General features: G+C 64.2%; 15 protein-coding genes. 6 read left to right on the top strand and 9 right to left on the bottom strand.

Translation table 11 applies throughout. The annotated features are described in order from the left end of the window. Nucleotides 1–8: 8 nt before the first annotated feature. The gene (atpA, locus tag BUA05_RS04310; RefSeq protein WP_072673425.1) at nt 9–1,538 is read right to left on the bottom strand and encodes a F0F1 ATP synthase subunit alpha; all 1,530 of its coding nucleotides are present in this window, start codon (nt 1,536–1,538) and stop codon (nt 9–11) included. Between the two features lie 11 nt (nt 1,539–1,549). Then, on the bottom strand, nt 1,550–2,104 hold the full coding sequence (locus tag BUA05_RS04305; protein WP_072673424.1) for a F0F1 ATP synthase subunit delta: 555 nt from the start codon (nt 2,102–2,104) through the stop codon (nt 1,550–1,552). 207 nt (nt 2,105–2,311) lie between these two features. On the opposite strand from BUA05_RS04305, the gene BUA05_RS04300 reads away from it, so the two are divergent. Then, a complete protein-coding gene (locus tag BUA05_RS04300) occupies nt 2,312–3,139 on the top strand; it encodes a TauD/TfdA dioxygenase family protein (RefSeq protein WP_072673423.1) in 828 nt (275 codons plus the stop codon). A 43-nt stretch (nt 3,140–3,182) separates the two neighbouring features. Here the strand turns inward: BUA05_RS04300 and BUA05_RS04295 are convergent, their stop codons facing one another. Continuing rightward, the gene (locus tag BUA05_RS04295; RefSeq protein ID WP_072673422.1) at nt 3,183–4,760 is read right to left on the bottom strand and encodes a S1 family peptidase; all 1,578 of its coding nucleotides are present in this window, start codon (nt 4,758–4,760) and stop codon (nt 3,183–3,185) included. A 100-nt stretch (nt 4,761–4,860) separates the two neighbouring features. Between BUA05_RS04295 and ada the strand changes: the two genes are divergently transcribed. Together ada and BUA05_RS04285 are read left to right on the top strand one after the other, a co-directional pair. Then, entirely contained in the window at nt 4,861–5,913 is a 1,053-nt protein-coding gene (gene ada, locus BUA05_RS04290) for a bifunctional DNA-binding transcriptional regulator/O6-methylguanine-DNA methyltransferase Ada (RefSeq protein ID WP_086616493.1), read from the top strand. A gap of 100 nt (nt 5,914–6,013) precedes the next feature. Next, nucleotides 6,014–6,454: a DUF2267 domain-containing protein gene (locus BUA05_RS04285; protein WP_072673420.1), complete on the top strand. Its 441-nt coding sequence runs from the start codon at nt 6,014–6,016 to the stop codon at nt 6,452–6,454. A 61-nt stretch (nt 6,455–6,515) separates the two neighbouring features. Here BUA05_RS04285 and BUA05_RS04280 read toward each other — a convergent pair whose 3' ends face one another. From BUA05_RS04280 to BUA05_RS04255, 6 genes are all read right to left on the bottom strand, one after another. Beyond that, nucleotides 6,516–7,151 carry an isochorismatase family protein gene (locus tag BUA05_RS04280; RefSeq protein ID WP_072673419.1) on the bottom strand — a complete coding sequence of 212 codons (636 nt, stop codon included), beginning with the start codon at nt 7,149–7,151 and terminating at the stop codon, nt 6,516–6,518. Then, nucleotides 7,151–8,344, bottom strand: coding sequence for a CaiB/BaiF CoA transferase family protein (locus tag BUA05_RS04275; protein ID WP_072673418.1), 1,194 nt, complete (start codon nt 8,342–8,344; stop codon nt 7,151–7,153). Before BUA05_RS04275 ends, BUA05_RS04280 begins: the two co-directional genes overlap by 1 nt. Further along, on the bottom strand, nt 8,341–10,227 hold the full coding sequence (locus BUA05_RS04270) for a hydantoinase B/oxoprolinase family protein (protein WP_072673417.1): 1,887 nt from the start codon (nt 10,225–10,227) through the stop codon (nt 8,341–8,343). Before BUA05_RS04270 ends, BUA05_RS04275 begins: the two co-directional genes overlap by 4 nt. Before the next feature lie 4 nt (nt 10,228–10,231). Beyond that, nucleotides 10,232–12,289, bottom strand: coding sequence for a hydantoinase/oxoprolinase family protein (locus BUA05_RS04265; RefSeq protein ID WP_072673416.1), 2,058 nt, complete (start codon nt 12,287–12,289; stop codon nt 10,232–10,234). Nucleotides 12,290–12,305: 16 nt separating this feature from the next. Then, on the bottom strand, nt 12,306–13,214 hold the full coding sequence (locus tag BUA05_RS04260) for a hydroxymethylglutaryl-CoA lyase (protein ID WP_072673415.1): 909 nt from the start codon (nt 13,212–13,214) through the stop codon (nt 12,306–12,308). A 115-nt stretch (nt 13,215–13,329) separates the two neighbouring features. Continuing rightward, nucleotides 13,330–14,001 (bottom strand): GntR family transcriptional regulator, encoded by a 672-nt coding sequence (locus BUA05_RS04255; RefSeq protein ID WP_072673414.1) that lies wholly within the window; start codon nt 13,999–14,001, stop codon nt 13,330–13,332. A gap of 197 nt (nt 14,002–14,198) precedes the next feature. Here BUA05_RS04255 and BUA05_RS04250 point away from each other — a divergent pair, with 197 nt between their 5' ends. From BUA05_RS04250 to BUA05_RS04240, 3 genes are read left to right on the top strand one after another with little or no spacing between them, the layout of a single operon-like run. Beyond that, nucleotides 14,199–14,942, top strand: a complete 744-nt coding sequence (locus tag BUA05_RS04250; RefSeq protein ID WP_072673413.1) for an aspartate/glutamate racemase family protein — start codon at nt 14,199–14,201, stop codon at nt 14,940–14,942. Next, a complete protein-coding gene (locus tag BUA05_RS04245; RefSeq protein WP_072673412.1) occupies nt 14,942–15,385 on the top strand; it encodes a nuclear transport factor 2 family protein in 444 nt (147 codons plus the stop codon). The genes BUA05_RS04250 and BUA05_RS04245 overlap by 1 nt, the downstream gene beginning before the upstream one ends. Then, the gene (locus tag BUA05_RS04240) at nt 15,385–15,807 is read left to right on the top strand and encodes a nuclear transport factor 2 family protein (RefSeq protein WP_072673411.1); all 423 of its coding nucleotides are present in this window, start codon (nt 15,385–15,387) and stop codon (nt 15,805–15,807) included. Before BUA05_RS04245 ends, BUA05_RS04240 begins: the two co-directional genes overlap by 1 nt. Nucleotides 15,808–15,838 lie beyond the last annotated feature (31 nt).

Genomic DNA, 15,838 nt, shown 5'->3' with positions numbered 1-15,838 from the left:
CGGTGTCCTTACGCGAACTGCTTGGCGAAAGCTTGCAGCGCGGCCTTGGTCTTGTCCGCGACGTCGCCTTCGAATTTCTTGCTGGTGCGGATCTCGGTCAGCACGTCGCCATGTTCGCGGCGCATGAAATCCAGCATCTGGCTTTCATACTCGCCCACGCGGTTCACCGGGATGCTATCCAGATAGCCGTTGGTGCCGGCATAGATCGACACGGTCTGTTCTTCGAACGGCATCGGGCTGAACTGCTTCTGCTTGAGCAGTTCAGTGAGGCGCGCACCGCGGTTCAGCAGCTTTTGCGTGGCGGCATCGAGGTCCGAACCGAACTGCGCAAAGGCCGCCATTTCGCGGTACTGCGCCAGATCGAGCTTCATCGAGCCCGAGACCTTCTTCATCGCCTTGGTCTGGGCGGCACCGCCCACACGGCTCACCGACAGGCCGACGTTGATCGCGGGGCGGATGCCCTGATAGAACAACCCGGTTTCAAGGAAGATCTGCCCATCGGTGATCGAGATCACGTTGGTCGGGATATAGGCCGACACGTCGCCTGCCTGCGTTTCGATGATCGGCAGCGCGGTCAGCGAACCATGGCCGTTGTCTGCGTTCATCTTCGCCGCACGCTCCAGCAGGCGGCTGTGGAGGTAGAACACGTCGCCCGGATAGGCTTCACGGCCCGGAGGACGCCGCAGCAGCAGCGACATCTGGCGATAGGCGACGGCCTGCTTCGACAAGTCGTCATAAACGATCACGGCGTGCATGCCGTTGTCGCGGAAAAACTCGCCCATCGCGCAGCCGGTATAAGGTGCAAGATATTGCAGCGGGGCAGGCTCCGATGCGGTCGCTGCGACCACGATCGAATATTCCATCGCGCCGTTTTCTTCGAGCTGCTTGACGATCTGGGCGACGGTCGACCGCTTCTGGCCGACGGCGACATAGACGCAGTACAGCTTCTTGCCTTCGTCGTCGCCCGCGTTGGCTTCCTTCTGGTTGATGAAGGTGTCGATGGCGACAGCAGTCTTGCCGGTCTGACGGTCACCGATGATCAGCTCGCGCTGACCACGGCCCACGGGCACCAGCGCGTCAATCGCCTTGAGGCCGGTCTGCACCGGTTCGGAGACGGATTCGCGCGGGATGATGCCCGGCGCCTTCACTTCGACGCGGCGACGCTCTGACGAAACGATCGGGCCCTTGCCGTCGATCGGGTTGCCCAGCGCATCGACCACGCGGCCCAGCAGGCCCTTGCCGACCGGCACGTCGACGATGGTGCCGGTGCGCTTGACCACGTCACCTTCGCCGATTTCCGAATCCGACCCGAAGATCACGACGCCGACATTATCGGCTTCGAGGTTCAGGGCCATGCCCTGCACGCCATTGGCGAATTCGACCATCTCGCCGGCCTGCACCTGATCGAGGCCATGGATGCGGGCGATCCCGTCACCCACGCTGAGCACGGTGCCGGTTTCGCTGACTTCGGCTTCAGTGCCGAAATTGGCGATCTGGTCCTTGATGACCTTCGAGATTTCTGCGGCGCGGATTTGCATGGTTCAGTCCTTTAGGCCTGCATGGCTTTGGCAAGCGAGTTGAGACGGGTGCGGATCGAGGCATCAATGCGCTGCGATCCGATGGTGACGACAAGCCCGCCCAGCAGATCGGGATCGACCTTGGCGGAGAGCATGACAGTGCGGCCTTCGCGCGCCGTCAGCTTGGTCTTCAATGTGGCGAGCTGGTCATCCGAAAGCGGGTGGGCGCTGGTGACGGAGGCCGTGATCTCGCCGCGCTGGGCGGCGGCAATCGCCTTGAAGGCGGCAATGATCGAAGGCAGCTTCGACAGGCGCCGGTTGGCGGCCAGCACGCTAAGGAAATTGGTGGTGAGGGCCGACAGTTTCAGCTTCTTTGCCACGGCCGCCATCGCTGCGCCCTGCGCGCTGCGCGACAATTCGGGGTTGGTGGTCAGCGCGGCCAGATCGGCCGATTCTGTCAGGGCAGCGCCAAGCGTTTCGAGATCGCTCTCGACCGGGGTGACCTTGCCGTTCTCGCTGGCGAGATCGAACAGGGCCGAGGCGTAGCGTCCAGCAAGGCTGGCCTTGATACCGGCGGAAATATCCACGCGTGTGCAGTCCTCTTGCGAGATACGAAGGGTAATTGCTTGGGCCTCGGGATCGGGGCGAGCGCAAGGGCTGCCCGCTGAGGCTGGCGCGCGCCTAGCAATTGATTCCCGCTCGCGCAAGCCGCAGGGCGGGATTCTCTGGACAGCAGCCGGTCAGCGCGACAGATTGGGCAACAAGAGGCGCGTGACGCCCAAGGGAGAGGATTGATGGAAATGAAGCCGATGGCCCCGCGCTGCGGGGTTGAAGTCGCGGGCGTGTCGCTCAGTCAGTGCAGCGATGCCGAAATGGCGGCGATCAAGCAGGCGATCTACGAACACGGGGTGGCGGTGTTCCGCAATCAGGAATTCGCGCCGCAGGATCACATTGCTTTTGCGCGAGCCTGGGGCGGGATTGATCTCAACAATTATTTCCCGCTGGACCCGCGCTGGCCGGAAATTGCCTTGGTGGCCAAGGCACCCGACCAGACCACCAATATCGGCGGGGCGTGGCACACGGATCACTCCTATGATCAGGTGCCCGCGATGGGATCGATTCTGGTCGCCCGCGTGCTGCCGCCCGCAGGCGGGGATACGCTGTTCGCCCACATGGGCGCGGCCTATGACGATCTGCCGGACGACGTGAAGGCGCAGATCGAGGGGCTTGAGGCGTTCCACACCGCCGATCATGTCTACAAGGCCGATGGGCTCTATGCCCAGACCGATCAGGGCCAATCCCTGCGCGGTCAGGACATCCGCACCGGCGCGGTGCATCCGGTGGTGATCCGCCATCCGGTGACCGGGCGGCGGCTGCTTTATGTGAATGGCGGCTTCACGATCCATTTTGTCGGCCAGACCCGCGAACAAAGCCTGCCGCTGCTGTCAAAACTGCTCGCCGCGGCCGTGCGTGATGATAACCAATGCCGGATCCAATGGGAGCCGGGCACGGTGGCGATCTGGGATAACCGGACGACATGGCACAATGCGCTCAATGATTATCACGGCCACGCGCGCGAAATGCACCGCATTACCCTGAGTGGTGAGCCGCTGGCGGCGTAGGGTCGCTCCTCTGGTGCAAGGCAGGCCGTTTGCGCGTCCTGCCTTACGCCCCGGCCCTTGCCTTCTCCTTGCAGCTATAGACCAACCGTTCGTTGGGCCGATCCGGCAGCAGCGCGGCCAGCGCGGATTGCTGTTCGCCCAGGGTGCGTGCCGCTTCGCTGACGCCGCAGGCGGCCGGGGTGTATTGCGCGCGCGCCTCGATCGCCGTGGCCATCGCTGACTGCCCCAGAAGATAACGATCAGTGCGGAAGGTGCGGGTTTCGGGGTCATAGGAATTGACCGCCACCGCCGCTTCATCCTCCAGCACCAGCACGCGGTTCCATGCGCCCCCGGCCAAAAGCCCGTATTGCGTGCGCCCGTTGACGCAGCCATCAGCGCGCCAGTCAAGTTCGACATCATCGGTGCGCGCGGCGGTAACCCGGCTGCGTTCGGGCAGGAACGAACAGATCAGGGTGCCATCGGCTGCAAGCGAAGGCCTTGCATCATTTCCGCCCGCGGCGCCCGTGCCATCAGCCTCGGCGATGGCGGCGGCAACCCGGTCCTCGATCTCGGCGAGTCCCGGACGCGTGAGCCACAAGAGCAACGCCGTGATCAGCGCGGCGCCTGCCACGCCGGCCGCCAGCCCTGCACGCTTGACCGTTGCAGGTTCGCGCCGCCACTGCGCCGCCGTCGCGCCGCTGCCCACCGCCACCAGCAGCGCGATCAGCGCCAGCGCCATGGCGTTTTCGCGCGCTTCGAGCACCTCCATCTGCGCCTTGAGCCGCGCTGTCTCGCGCACCTCGCCCAACCGCGCGGTGCGCGTTGCCAGCCGCTCGCGCGCCTCGGTCTGCTGGGCCACCATCCGCTGGCGTTCCTCGGTGTTCAATTCCTCGATCGAGCGGCAGGGCAGCGCATTCGTGACCGGTTCCACTCCGTTGTCGCGCAGGAACGGGAGCAGTTCGCGCAAGGACACCGCAAAATAGAACTCCGCATCCGATCCGCCCGCATCCGTCCCGAAGGAATTGACCCCCAGCACCCGCCCGCACGGGTCGAGCAAGGGCCCGCCCGAATTGCCGCGCGCGATCGGGGCGGTATGGAGGATGGTGTCGAACTGGCGGCTGGGCCGTTCACCCGACAGGTATCCGCGCGATTTGACCGGCGGCTGCGCGCGGAAGATATCAGCTATATCAAGCCCCTGCGCCAGATCGACATTCATCGGATAGCCAACCGCCGAAACCTCTCCCAGATCGCGGTTCACGCCGCCCGCCAGCGTCAGCGGCGGCAGACGCAGCGTGCCCTTGGCGATCTCTATCAGCGCCAGATCATTGCGCGGGGAAACCGCCACCACGCGCGCAAATGTACCGCCTTCACCCTCGCTCGGCACCACGCCGATGCGCAGCGTATCATCCTGCAACGCCTCGCGGATGACGTGGGCATTGGTGACGATGCGGGTCGGGCTGACGGCAAAGCCGCTGCCATGACTGACCGGCACAAGCTCGCCGCCGCTGTCGCCGACCAGCACCACGCGCACCACACCGCGCGCCGCGGCATCAATATCGCCGGGGTCGGCTGCGGCAGGGGCGGCGACAAACGCCAGCGGGGCGATAAGGAGCAGCGCAAGCGCGCGAAGGAACAGAACCATGGCGGGCTTATAGCGGGTTTTGCGGCGCGCGCGACATTGAACGCAAGCGCCGGGGGTGCAGGGCGCGCGCGCATGTGGCACAATGTTTCACGTGAAACAAATGCAGAACTTATCGGATGATCAGCGTTGGCAGATCGTGCTTGCCAAGGACCGGCGATTTGACGGCGCGTTCGTCACCGGGGTCCATTCGACCGGGATCTATTGCCGCCCAAGCTGCCCGGCGCGCGCGCCCTTGCGCCGCAATGTGCGGTTCTACGCGGCGCCTGCCGCTGCGGAAAAGGCAGGGCTGCGCCCGTGCAAGCGCTGTTCGCCGCACTGCGAGAGTGCGGAGGAAGCCTGCGTGCTCGCCGCCATCGCAGCGATCCGCGCCAATGTCGTGCAGGGGCGCGGGGCGTTGACGCTGGGGCAACTGGGCGACCTCACCGGCTATGCGCCGACCCACTTCCAGCGATTGTTCAAACGCATGGTCGGCCTGTCGCCCGCCGCCTTTGCCCGGGCCTTGCGCACAGAGCAGGTGCGCGCGCATCTTGCCACGGGGGCGAGTGTAACCGCCGCGTTGCACGAAGCGGGATTTGCGTCGCCCGCACGGTTTTACGAGGAAACGAAAGGAAAGCTGGGAATGACGGCAAGCGATTGGCGCGGCGGGGGTGCCGGCAAGCTTATCCATTGGGCGATAGCGGAAACCACGCTTGGGCCGATGCTGGTCGGCGCAACCGACCGGGGTGTGTGCTGTCTGGCATTCGGCGAAGGCGAGGCCGAATTGCGCGCCCGCTTTCCCAAGGCCGAACTGGTCCCGGCGGCGGAGGATTTGCGCGACCTGTTTGCGCAAGTCGTGGCGGCGGTCGAACAGCCGGGCGCGAATGGTGGGGGCAGCGCCGCGATCCCGCTGGATGTCAAAGGCACGGTCTTCCAGCAGCGCGTCTGGGACGAGTTGCGGCGCATCCCCTGCGGCGAAACGCGCAGCTATGGCGAGCTTGCGGCGGCATTGGGCAATCCCAAAGCCAGCCGCGCGGTGGGCGGTGCGAACGGGGCCAATCATGTCGCGGTGCTGATCCCCTGCCACCGTGTTATCGCGGCGGACGGGACGCTGGGCGGCTACGCCTATGGCCTTGAGATAAAATCCGAATTGCTGCGGCGCGAACGCGGCAGCTGATCGGCGACCTGCGCCCATTCCCCCGGTTCATCACGTAATGACACCCCCCGGCAGATGGCTAGCCTTTCACCATTCTGGCTGAGAATGGGTGGAGGTTTCGATGAGTCAAACGATCTTGCCGGTGTTCGACAAATCGCTGCAGACGACAGCAATCTGGCTGGACGAGATCGAGCGCGATATCGGCCCCGATCGCGCCTTTGCATGGCGCGTGCTGTCGGTTGTGCTGCAACGGCTGCGCGATCATCTTCCGGTCGAGCTGCTGGCCCATTTCGGCGCGCAGCTTCCGCTGATCGTGCGCGCGACCTTCTATGACCAGTTCGACCCCACCGGCCTGCCGCGCCCCAATGCCGGAACCGATCAATTCCTCGATGCCGTGGCCGAGGGACTGCAGGGCAGCCGCGGCGTCAACCCGCGGGATGCAGCAGAATCGGTGTTCGCGCTGTTGCAGCGCCATGTTTCGGCCGGACAGATCACCAAGGTCGAAAACGCCCTTCCCAAGGGCATTCGGGAATTGTGGCCGCAGACGGAACAAGCGCAGTAGCCGAGGCGATCCGCGCGGCGCTGCCGATCATCACCGCTGCCTGCGCGCGTGCTGGTCAGGCCTACGACTTGCTGTTCGCAAGCACGCCGAGCGCATCAGCCTCGCTGATGACTTCGGCATATTTGGCCTGCAGGTCGAACAGGTTGGCTTCGTGCGGGCCTTCGTGACGGTCGGCACAGGCATCGCGCACGATCAGGGGCACGAAACCATATTGCATCGCGTCCAGCCCGCTTGCCCGGACGCAGCCCGAGGTCGAATAGCCGGTGATCAGCAGCGTATCGATGCCACTCGCTGTCAGCATCGCCGCCAGCGAAGTCCCGAAAAAGGCCGAGGGGTATTGCTTGGTAATGACATGATCGCCCGGCTGCGGGGTCAGATCATCGGGGAAGGCGCCCAGCGGCGAGCCTTCATGGAACACCTTCAGCACCGGAATCTTGCGATAGAACACGCCGCCATCCACGCCGTCGGTGCGGTACTGGACGTTGGTGAAGATCACCGGAACCCCCACTGCACGTGCTGCTTCGGCCAGCCGCCGGTTGCTGTCCTTGGCGGCCACGGCAGTATCCATGAACAGCGGCGAGCCTTCGGTGAGATAGGCCACCACCACATCGACGATCAGCAGCGCGGGCCGCGTGCCGGGCTGGAGCCGCCCCTCGTACACCCCGGCGTAATTGTCGGATGCCGAAGGGCCAGCCATCAGATGATCCCCGCCTCAGCCAGCCGCGCCAGCTCGCCTGCGTCCAGCCCCAGCCGTTCGGCATAGACCTCGGCATTGTCCTGCCCCGGCGCAGCGGGGGCGGGGCGGCGGATGGTGGAGGGGGTTTTGGACAGCTTGGGGAAGGCGTTCTGCATCTTGATCCGCCCGCGCTGCTGCGTTTCGACCTCGATAATCGCCTCACGCGCCTGAAAATGCGGATCGGCCAGCATATCGGGCGCGCGGTAGACTCGGCCTGCGGGGATCGAATACTCGGTCATCAGCGCATCGACCTCGTCCACCGTCAGCGTGCCTGTCCAGGCGTTGACCAGCGCGTCCAGTTCATCCTGATGGATGCCGCGCGCGATGTGGGTGGCGTAGCGTTCGTCGGTGGCCAGTTCCGGCTGGCCCATCGCCTGCGCCAGCCGCGCAAAGATCGCATCGCCATTGCCGCCGATCATGTAGCTGCCGTCGGAGCAGGTGTAGACGTTGGAGGGCGCGATGCCCTTCAGCACCGAGCCGGAACGCTCGCGGATCACGCCGTTGCGGTCATATTCGGGTACGAGGCCCTCCATCACCTGCAACACCGCCTCGTAGAGCGCGGAATCGACCACCTGACCCTCGCCGGTCTTCTCGCGGTGATGCAGCGCGGCGAGCACGCCCATGCAACCATAGGTCGCGCACAGCGTATCGCCGATGGAAATGCCCATGCGGGAAGGGGGCCGGTCGGGCTCGCCGACGATATAGCGCCAGCCGCCCATCGCCTCGCCAATCCCGCCGAAGCCCGCGCGGTCGCTATACGGCCCGTCCTGTCCGTAGCCCGACATGCGGGCGATGATCAGGCCGGGGTTGATGGCGTGCAATTCCGCCGGGCTGAGGCCCCAGCGTTCGAGCGTGCCGGGCTTGAAGTTCTCGATCAGCACGTCGGCCTCGGCGATCAACCGCTTGGCCAGCGCCTGACCTTCGGGCACGCGCAGGTTGCAGGTGACCGAGCGCTTGTTGCGGGCGATCACTTCCCACTGCACCTTCTCGTCGCCCTGACCCCAGTTGCGCATCGGATCGCCCCCGACACCATTGACCACCGGCGGCTCGATCTTGACCACGTCTGCGCCCATATCGCCGAGCAATTGCCCGCAGAAAGGGCCAGCAAGGAGCTGACCCATTTCCACGACCTTGATGCCTTGAAGCGCGCTCATTCCGCTGCCTCACGCAGGTTCCAGACCGGCTGGATCGGGGCGGGCAGGCCGGTTTCGGCGAGGCAGTTGGCGCGCAGGGTGTCGATACCGGGGCCGTAATCGAACAGCGGCAGTTCGCCGCGGCTGGCAGTCATTTCGCTGCGCAAGGCTTCGGTTGCGGCGGCATCGACCGCGCCTTCAGCATCAGCGACAACGCCATAGGCCCGCGCGCCTTCCGCCGTGACCAGCCCTTGCCGGATTTCGAGGCCCACCAGCTCAGGATCGCGCGCCAGCGGGTCGCCCCAGCCGCCGCCGCCCCAGGTGACGAAGTGGAGCAGATCGCCCGCCTTCACGCTGACGTTCTCGACCTTGTTGCCGACGATTGCGGTGGTGCCATCGGCGCGTTCGAGAACCTTTTTCGCGCGTGCGCCCGGATGGCCGCCATTGACGCCCCAGGGCGGGACGAACCAGCGGTCGTCATGGATCGCGATCTCGCCATCGGCCAGAAAGCGATAGGTCATGTGGATGCCGTTGCCGCCCCGGTGCAGCCCTGCGCCGCCGCTGTCGGGCGCTGTGGCGTAACGCTCGATCCGCAAGGGGAAATAGCGTTCGAGGAATTCGTTCGGCACATTGGTGAAGCCCGGCCACAGCGAGTGCCCGTCCGGCCCGTCGCCCAGCGGACGGCCCGGAATGCCGCCAAAGCCGATCTGGAACAGCTGGAACCAGTCGCGCGTGCCGTCCTCGCGGTTGTCCCAGCCGGAATAGAACAGGTGGGGGCTGGAGGAGAAACCGGCGGCGTTCAAAAACTCCGGCGTCTTCTGACCGAGCAATCCGCCGAGAATGTCGAAGATCCGGCCCAGCGCATGGGTGCGGCCCGACAGCGCAGCGGGGAAGTGCGGCTTCAGCAGCGAGCCTTCCGGGATGCGCACTTCGATGAGATCATAGAACCCGTCATTGAACAGGATCTGCGGATCGAAGACCATGATCATGTAGATGCCGAAGAACATCTTGAACATGTTTTCATTGAGGAAAAAGTTGATCGAGGCCGCCGACTGCGGGTCGGTGCCTTCGAAATCGAGGATCACGCGGTCGCCATCGCGCCACATGGTGCAGCGGATCTTGTAGGGGCCGTAGCCCTTGCCATCATCGCACAGGTAATCTTCGAAACTGACCGGTTCTTCCGCCACGGCCATCGCCAGCAGCGACTTCATCGCGCGGTGGTTGCGGGCGAGCAGTTCCTGCGTGGCGGACACGTAAACATCATCGCCGAAGCGTTCAGCCATTTCGACCACACGGCGTGCGGCAACGCGGCAGCTTGCGATCAGGGCGTTGAGGTCAGCCTGACACCAGTCGGGTTTGCGCGTCTGGTGCATCACCAGCTTCATCAGGTCTTCGTTGTATTCGCCCTTTTTCCAGATCTTCACCGGCGGGATGCGCACGCCCTCTTCGAAGATCGAGGACGCGCCGATGGGCATCGAGCCGGGCACCGAACCACCAATGTCGCTCTGGTGGCCGAACATCGCGGTGTAGGCGATCAACCGGCCATCCTTGAACACCGGCAGCATCACCAGCCAATCGTTCGAGTGGCTGATGGCGCCTGCGCAGGAATAGGGATCGGATAGGAAGATCATGTCCCCATCCTCAATCGTGCCGTCATAGCTGATCAGGAAGCCGTCGATGAAGCTGCCGAACTGGCCGACGATCATCTTGCCGGCGGGATCGGAGATCAGCGGGAAGGCGTCGCCCTGTTCGCGGATGCCGGGCGACATGGCCGTACGCACCAGCGTCGCGTCCATTTCGATGCGGGCGTTGCGCAGCGCGTTCTCGATGATGTCGAGCGTCACCGGATCGATTGCGACCTTCTGGAAGGGCGTGGTGTTGGGTTCGATGATGCGGGCAGGCATGGTCTTACCCCTTCGTCTTGAGGTTGATCAGGATGTTGCCGACCGCGTCGACCGTGGCGCGGCAATCATGTTCGACCAGCGTGGTCGAATCCATTTCGGTGATGATCGCTGGGCCTTCGATGACGTCGCCCTGTTTCAGCTTGGCGCGGTCGTAGATCACGGCGGGCCGCTCGGAACCGTCGATCCATACGGTGTGATCGCGGATCTTGGCGGCAGCAGGATCGCCGTCACCCTTGGGCAAGGTCGCGGCGGGGAGGGCAGGCGCCTGCCCTTGAGCAACTGCGCGCAGGTTCACGATTTCGTGGGGCGTATCCATGTTGAAGGTGAACAATCGCAGATGCTCTTCATCGAAACGGGCAAGGATGCCTTCGATCCCGTCCTGTTCGAGAATATCCTGCGTGATGGTCAGCGGCACTTCAAAGGCCTGTCCGGCATAACGCACGTCGATTTCGAACAGCGACGTGATCTGCTCTTCAGGGATGCCATCGGCCAGCAATTCGCTGCGGGTCTGGGCGGCCATGTCATCCAGCACCGCGACCAGATCGGCAATGCTGGTGTCCTTGGCGAGGCGCGAGAAACTGCGCGCCGTTTCGGTGCGCATCCGGGTTGTCGCATCGCCCAGTGCGCAGAGCACGCCGGGGGAGACGGGCGAGATCGCGGGCCAGGAACCCATAAGCCGCGCCACGGCATTCACATGCAGCGGCCCCGCGCCGCCAAAGCCCATTAGCGCAAATTCGCGCGGGTCATAGCCCTGCTGCACCGAGATCATTCGCAGTGCGCCGAACATGTTTTCATTGACGATGTCGATGATCCCCCGCGCGGCCTCCATCAGCGTGACGCCGAGCGCATCGGCGATGGTCTGCACCGCCGCCTTGGCGCCCTCGCGATCCAGCTTGAAACTGCCGCCGAGCAGGTCTTCGGGCAGATAGCCGAGCACGACATTGGCGTCCGTCACCGTGGGCAGCGTGCCGCCCTTGTTATAGGCCACCGGCCCCGGCACCGCACCTGCGCTTTCCGGGCCAACGCGCAGCGCGCCGGTCAATTGCGGCACGTGCGCGATCGACCCGCCGCCCGCGCCCACGGTCTTCACGTCCAATGCCGAAGCGCGCACCGACAGGTGACCGACTTCGGTGGTGCGCTGGCGGCGCGGCTCAAGGCCCTGGATCAGCGCCACGTCAGTCGAAGTGCCGCCAACATCCAGCGTCAGGATGTTTTCAAAGCCCGCATTCTTCGCCACCCACAGCGCGCCGGTCACCCCGCCTGCCGGGCCGGACATCAGGATGTTGACCGGGTGTTCCTCGGCCTTCTGGCTCGACATCAACCCGCCGTCGGAACGCAGCAGCGACAGGCGGCCCTTGAAGCCCTCGGTCGCCAGACGATCACGCAGGTTCGAGACATATTTGCTAACCACCGGGCGCACCGCAGCATTGGCCACGGTGGAAAGGGTGCGTTCGTATTCCTGCATTTCGGGCAGGACTTCATGGCTGAGCGACACCGGAATGCCCGGCAGTTCCTCGGCCGCAATCGCGCCGATCCGGGCCTCGTGCGCGCCGTTGAGATAGGCGTTCATCAGGCTGACGGTCAGGGCTTCGACGCGCTCGCCCTTCAGCTTGCGCAGCGCGGCGCGCACGGCGTTTTCATCGAGCGGGGCGACCTCGCGCCCGGCTGCGTCCATGCGGCCCGGCACTTCGACCGTATGTTCCAGGCGGGCGAGCGGCTGCGGCTTGGGCCACACGATCCACGCCGCCAGCCCGCCGGGGACGAAGCTGCGCGCGATCTGCATGATGTCGCGGTAGCCCTGCGTGGTGACCAGGCCGACTTTCGCGCCCTTGCCTTCCAGAACAGCATTGGTGGCAACCGTGGTGCCGTGGAGGAAGTAGGCGATTTCCTCCGCGGTGATCCCGGCCTGCGCCATGATCGCCTTCACGCCCGTCAGGATGCCCTCGGAACTGTCGTGCGGGGTCGAAGGGGTCTTGTGCCGCCAGAACGCCCCGCTCGCTTCGTCGAACAGCAAGAGGTCGGTAAACGTCCCGCCTACATCCACACCCAGCCTGTATGTCATGCCGCTTCCTTATGTCTTATGCTGCACGCGCGACGGCTGAGGGCAATTCGCGCCCCAGCACATCCGCAAACCACTTGTTTGCCGCAATCGCGGCGTCGAGATTGATGTTTGTAACGATCCCGGAACGGTCCATCATATAGGTCAGGTCCTCGGTCGCTATGTTGCCGGTCGCGCGCGGGGCGAAGGGGCAGCCGCCCAGCCCGCCGAGCGAGGCGTCGAACACCCGCACGCCCGCCTTGTAGGCCTCCCATGCATTGGCAATGCCGGTGCCGCGCGTGTTGTGAAAGTGGGCGCGCAGGGGTATCCGGCTGCTGAACACTTCGCCCAGCTTCGCGAAGAGTTCCCCGGCCTCGAACGGCGTGCCGACCCCGATGGTATCGGCCAGCGCGATTTCCTCGGGGTTCTCGATCGCCAGTTCCTCGGCGATGGCGAGGACGGTATCGTGCTTCACCTCGCCTTCGAAGGGGCAGCCAAAAGCGGCGCTGATGGTGACCTGCGCACGCATTCCCTCGGCGCGGGCGAAGCGCAGCATGTCGCGGGTTTCAGCCAGCCCTTCGGCGATGGTCTGGCCCTGGTTCTTCTGGCCGAAGGTGTCGCTCGCCACGATCACGCAGCCGACCTGATCGACACCCCTCGCGCCGCCGTCGCGGGTGGCAAGCGCGCGCATCACGCCGCGTTTGTTGAGGACGAGGCCGATATAGGTGCAGTCGGCACGATCGGGCAGGGCGGCGATCACAGCCTCGGCGTCGGCCATCTGCGGGACGCGCTGCGGATGAACGAAGCTCGCCACCTCCAGCCGCCGCGCACCATAGTCGATCATCCGGCCGATCAGGGCCAGCTTGGTGTCGGTCGCGATGATGTCGGGTTCGTTCTGGAGCCCGTCTCGCGGGCCGACTTCGACCAGTTCGATACTCTCGGGACCCATGGTGAATCGCCTGTTCTGGAAATGAGACAGGGGCGTGACTTACCCAATTTGTATACAATTGCAATCGTGATGCATCAGGTTGGCAGCTTTGGAAGCAACGTGCCGGCTGAAATTTTCACGCGGCTTCGGCTTCCTCGTCCCCGGTTGCCGGGCCGACGGTGTTGGCAAAGGTGTGGAACGCACGGCGCAGGTGGCTTCCCATGACCGCGCGTGCCCATTCGGGATCGCGCGCAGCGAAGGCAGCGATCAGTTCGTCATGGTCGCGGGCCGACTGGCGCAGATCTTCGAGCGAGTAATTGCGCGCGGTGCGTAGCACCACCGGGGCCTCCACCAGCCGCGCCAGCAACTGCCCCAGCCGCGGCGAATGGGCGGCGTCGATGATCGCCTCGTGGAAACGGCGATTCGCTTCGAGAAAGCGGGCGACATCAGGCACCGGCTGCTCGATCGCTGCCCTGAGCGCATGGTTGACCGCTTCCAGCTCGGCGACCTGAGCCTGTGTGAGGCGGTGAGCGGCGCGCTCGGCAGCGTGACATTCCAGCATCTGGCGCAGCGCAAACATCTCTTCGATGTCGTTGCGGCTCCAGTCGGCCACGAACAGCCGTTTCGATTCGCTGCGCACCAGCAGCAACTCGTCCTCCAGCCGCCGCACCGCCTCGCGCACCGGGGTGCGGCTGACCCCGGTGATCTGCGCCAATTGGTCTTCGGTGAGCTGTTCGCCCGCCTTCACCGCGCCGCTCAAAAGATGCGCGCGAATCTTGGCGTAGGCCTGATCGGATGCACGGCTCATAAGAAGGTGACCTGTTCGGCGAGAGGGGGGCGGAAAGGCGCCATGTTGCGCCTTCTTGCGGTCAGCCGCCTTCCACCGCAAGGCCTGCGGCGACAAAAACACACTCGTCAAATCACTGTCGGCCGATTTGCGCAAAGCACTTGACGTAGGCGTTTTGTATACAATAACAGTTCAGGAAATGGCAACAGGGGAGTGCCGTGAACCGTATCAAGGTCATCGTTCCGATCGCGATGGATGAAGCTGGGGTGGCCAATCGCGCCGAACAGCTGCCCGATTCCTTCGTCCGTCCCGGCTTTGCGCCGACGTTCGAAGCGGTGCGCTGGGGCGCGGCGCTGGGCGATTCCTATCACGACACGCTGTTGATGGACTGGACAGTGTTCCAGGCCGGCATCACCGCCGAGGAGGAAGGTTACGCTGGCGTGCTGATCGACACGGTCAGCGACAGCGGGCTGTGGCCCTTGCGTTCAGCTCTCAATATCCCGGTGGTCGGGCCGGGCGAGGCGAGCTTTGCCGCAGCGATGATGCTGGGCAAGAAATTCAGCGTCATCACCATGTGGCCGCAGTGGTTCCCGCTTTACGAAAAAGTGCTGAACCAGCACGGCTGGGATCATCGCTGCGCTTCGGTGCGGTCGATCAACACGCGCCCCGATGTCACCGAACTGCTCGAAGGCAAGGAAGAGGTCGTCTTCGCCAAGCTGAAGGCGGAAAGCCTGCGCGCAATTGATGAAGATGGCGCCGATGTGATCGTGCTGGGTTCGACCACGATGCACCAGTCCGCTGCCTACCTCGCCAGCGAATTGCCGGTGCCGGTGATCAATCCCGGACAGGTCGCCTACAAGAGCCTCGAAACGCTGATCGAACTGGGTCTGACCCATTCGAAAAAGGCATTCCCCGCACCCGAAGTGCCGATGCACGCCAATATCCGAAAGGGCTGGTACTGATGAGCGAATGGGCAGAGAACTGGAGCGAAGGCGGAGCCGGACAGGCACCGCTGCCGTACCCCGTCTATATCGATATCGTCACCAAGCGGTATTTTGATGGTGTCGACAACAAGAATGTCGACAAGGTGCTCGATTGCTTCACCCCCGATGCGGTGCTGACCGAAGTCACCAGCAACACCGTGCATCAGGGCCGTGAGGCGATCCGGGCCATGTTCGTCAAGCTGTTCACCGATTTCGAAAGCATCTGGCACGGCAATTTCGTCCACACCGCCGATCCTGAAACCAACGCGATCTGCAGCCAGTTCACCGTGCTGATCACCCCCAATGGCGGGGACGAGCTGCGCTACGAAAACTGCAACCGTTTCTACCTCAAGGACCGGTTGTTCCACCATGTCTATGTCTACATGTCGGGTGACAACCTGCTGAAGGAAGGGGAGGCCTGATGCAGTACGAACCGACATTGTCGCGCGCCGAGCTGATCGATTTCGCGCTGAACAAGTATTTCGCGCGCGTCGATGCCAAGGACATGGAAGGCGCGCTGGCGTGCTTCCACGATACGGCCCTGTTCTGCGTCCAGACCGCCTTCACCCGCCACAGCGGCAAGGCCGAGATCCGCCGCATGTTCGAGGATTTCTTCGGCGCCTATGAAACCATCATCCACCGCGATTTCAACTGCACCGTGGACGAGAAGAACGGCCGGATCACCGCCAGCTTCATTGCCGAGCTGCACGATGCAGACGGCAATGTGACGCTGCTCAGCAACACCAATTTCTGGCGCCTGCGCCCGGGTAGTGCCGAGGGCGCCGAAGGCCCGAAATTCCAGGAAGTCTATGTCTACATGAGCGGGGCCAACGTCCTCACCTGAGGCGTCCGCGTGCATTATCAGTTTTAGGAGA

The organism is Erythrobacter sanguineus (genome assembly GCF_900143235.1).
Classification (GTDB): Bacteria; Pseudomonadota; Alphaproteobacteria; order Sphingomonadales; family Sphingomonadaceae; genus Erythrobacter; species Erythrobacter sanguineus.
The sequence above is the reverse complement of the archived record's forward strand: the minus strand, read 5'-3'. Positions and strand labels throughout refer to the sequence as shown.

What these genes read in the sequence shown, in the direction of transcription:
- BUA05_RS04295 (WP_072673422.1), bottom strand. Translation starts at nt 4,760, where the DNA reads ATGGTTCTGTTCCTTCGCGCGCTTGCGCTGCTCCTTATCGCCCCGCTG.
- BUA05_RS04300 (WP_072673423.1), top strand. Translation starts at nt 2,312, where the DNA reads ATGGAAATGAAGCCGATGGCCCCGCGCTGCGGGGTTGAAGTCGCGGGC.
- BUA05_RS04260 (WP_072673415.1), bottom strand. Translation starts at nt 13,214, where the DNA reads ATGGGTCCCGAGAGTATCGAACTGGTCGAAGTCGGCCCGCGAGACGGG.
- atpA (WP_072673425.1), bottom strand. Translation starts at nt 1,538, where the DNA reads ATGCAAATCCGCGCCGCAGAAATCTCGAAGGTCATCAAGGACCAGATC.
- ada (WP_086616493.1), top strand. Translation starts at nt 4,861, where the DNA reads ATGCAGAACTTATCGGATGATCAGCGTTGGCAGATCGTGCTTGCCAAG.
- BUA05_RS04285 (WP_072673420.1), top strand. Translation starts at nt 6,014, where the DNA reads ATGAGTCAAACGATCTTGCCGGTGTTCGACAAATCGCTGCAGACGACA.
- BUA05_RS04275 (WP_072673418.1), bottom strand. Translation starts at nt 8,344, where the DNA reads ATGAGCGCGCTTCAAGGCATCAAGGTCGTGGAAATGGGTCAGCTCCTT.
- BUA05_RS04255 (WP_072673414.1), bottom strand. Translation starts at nt 14,001, where the DNA reads ATGAGCCGTGCATCCGATCAGGCCTACGCCAAGATTCGCGCGCATCTT.
- BUA05_RS04240 (WP_072673411.1), top strand. Translation starts at nt 15,385, where the DNA reads ATGCAGTACGAACCGACATTGTCGCGCGCCGAGCTGATCGATTTCGCG.
- BUA05_RS04265 (WP_072673416.1), bottom strand. Translation starts at nt 12,289, where the DNA reads ATGACATACAGGCTGGGTGTGGATGTAGGCGGGACGTTTACCGACCTC.
- BUA05_RS04280 (WP_072673419.1), bottom strand. Translation starts at nt 7,151, where the DNA reads ATGGCTGGCCCTTCGGCATCCGACAATTACGCCGGGGTGTACGAGGGG.
- BUA05_RS04270 (WP_072673417.1), bottom strand. Translation starts at nt 10,227, where the DNA reads ATGCCTGCCCGCATCATCGAACCCAACACCACGCCCTTCCAGAAGGTC.
- BUA05_RS04245 (WP_072673412.1), top strand. Translation starts at nt 14,942, where the DNA reads ATGAGCGAATGGGCAGAGAACTGGAGCGAAGGCGGAGCCGGACAGGCA.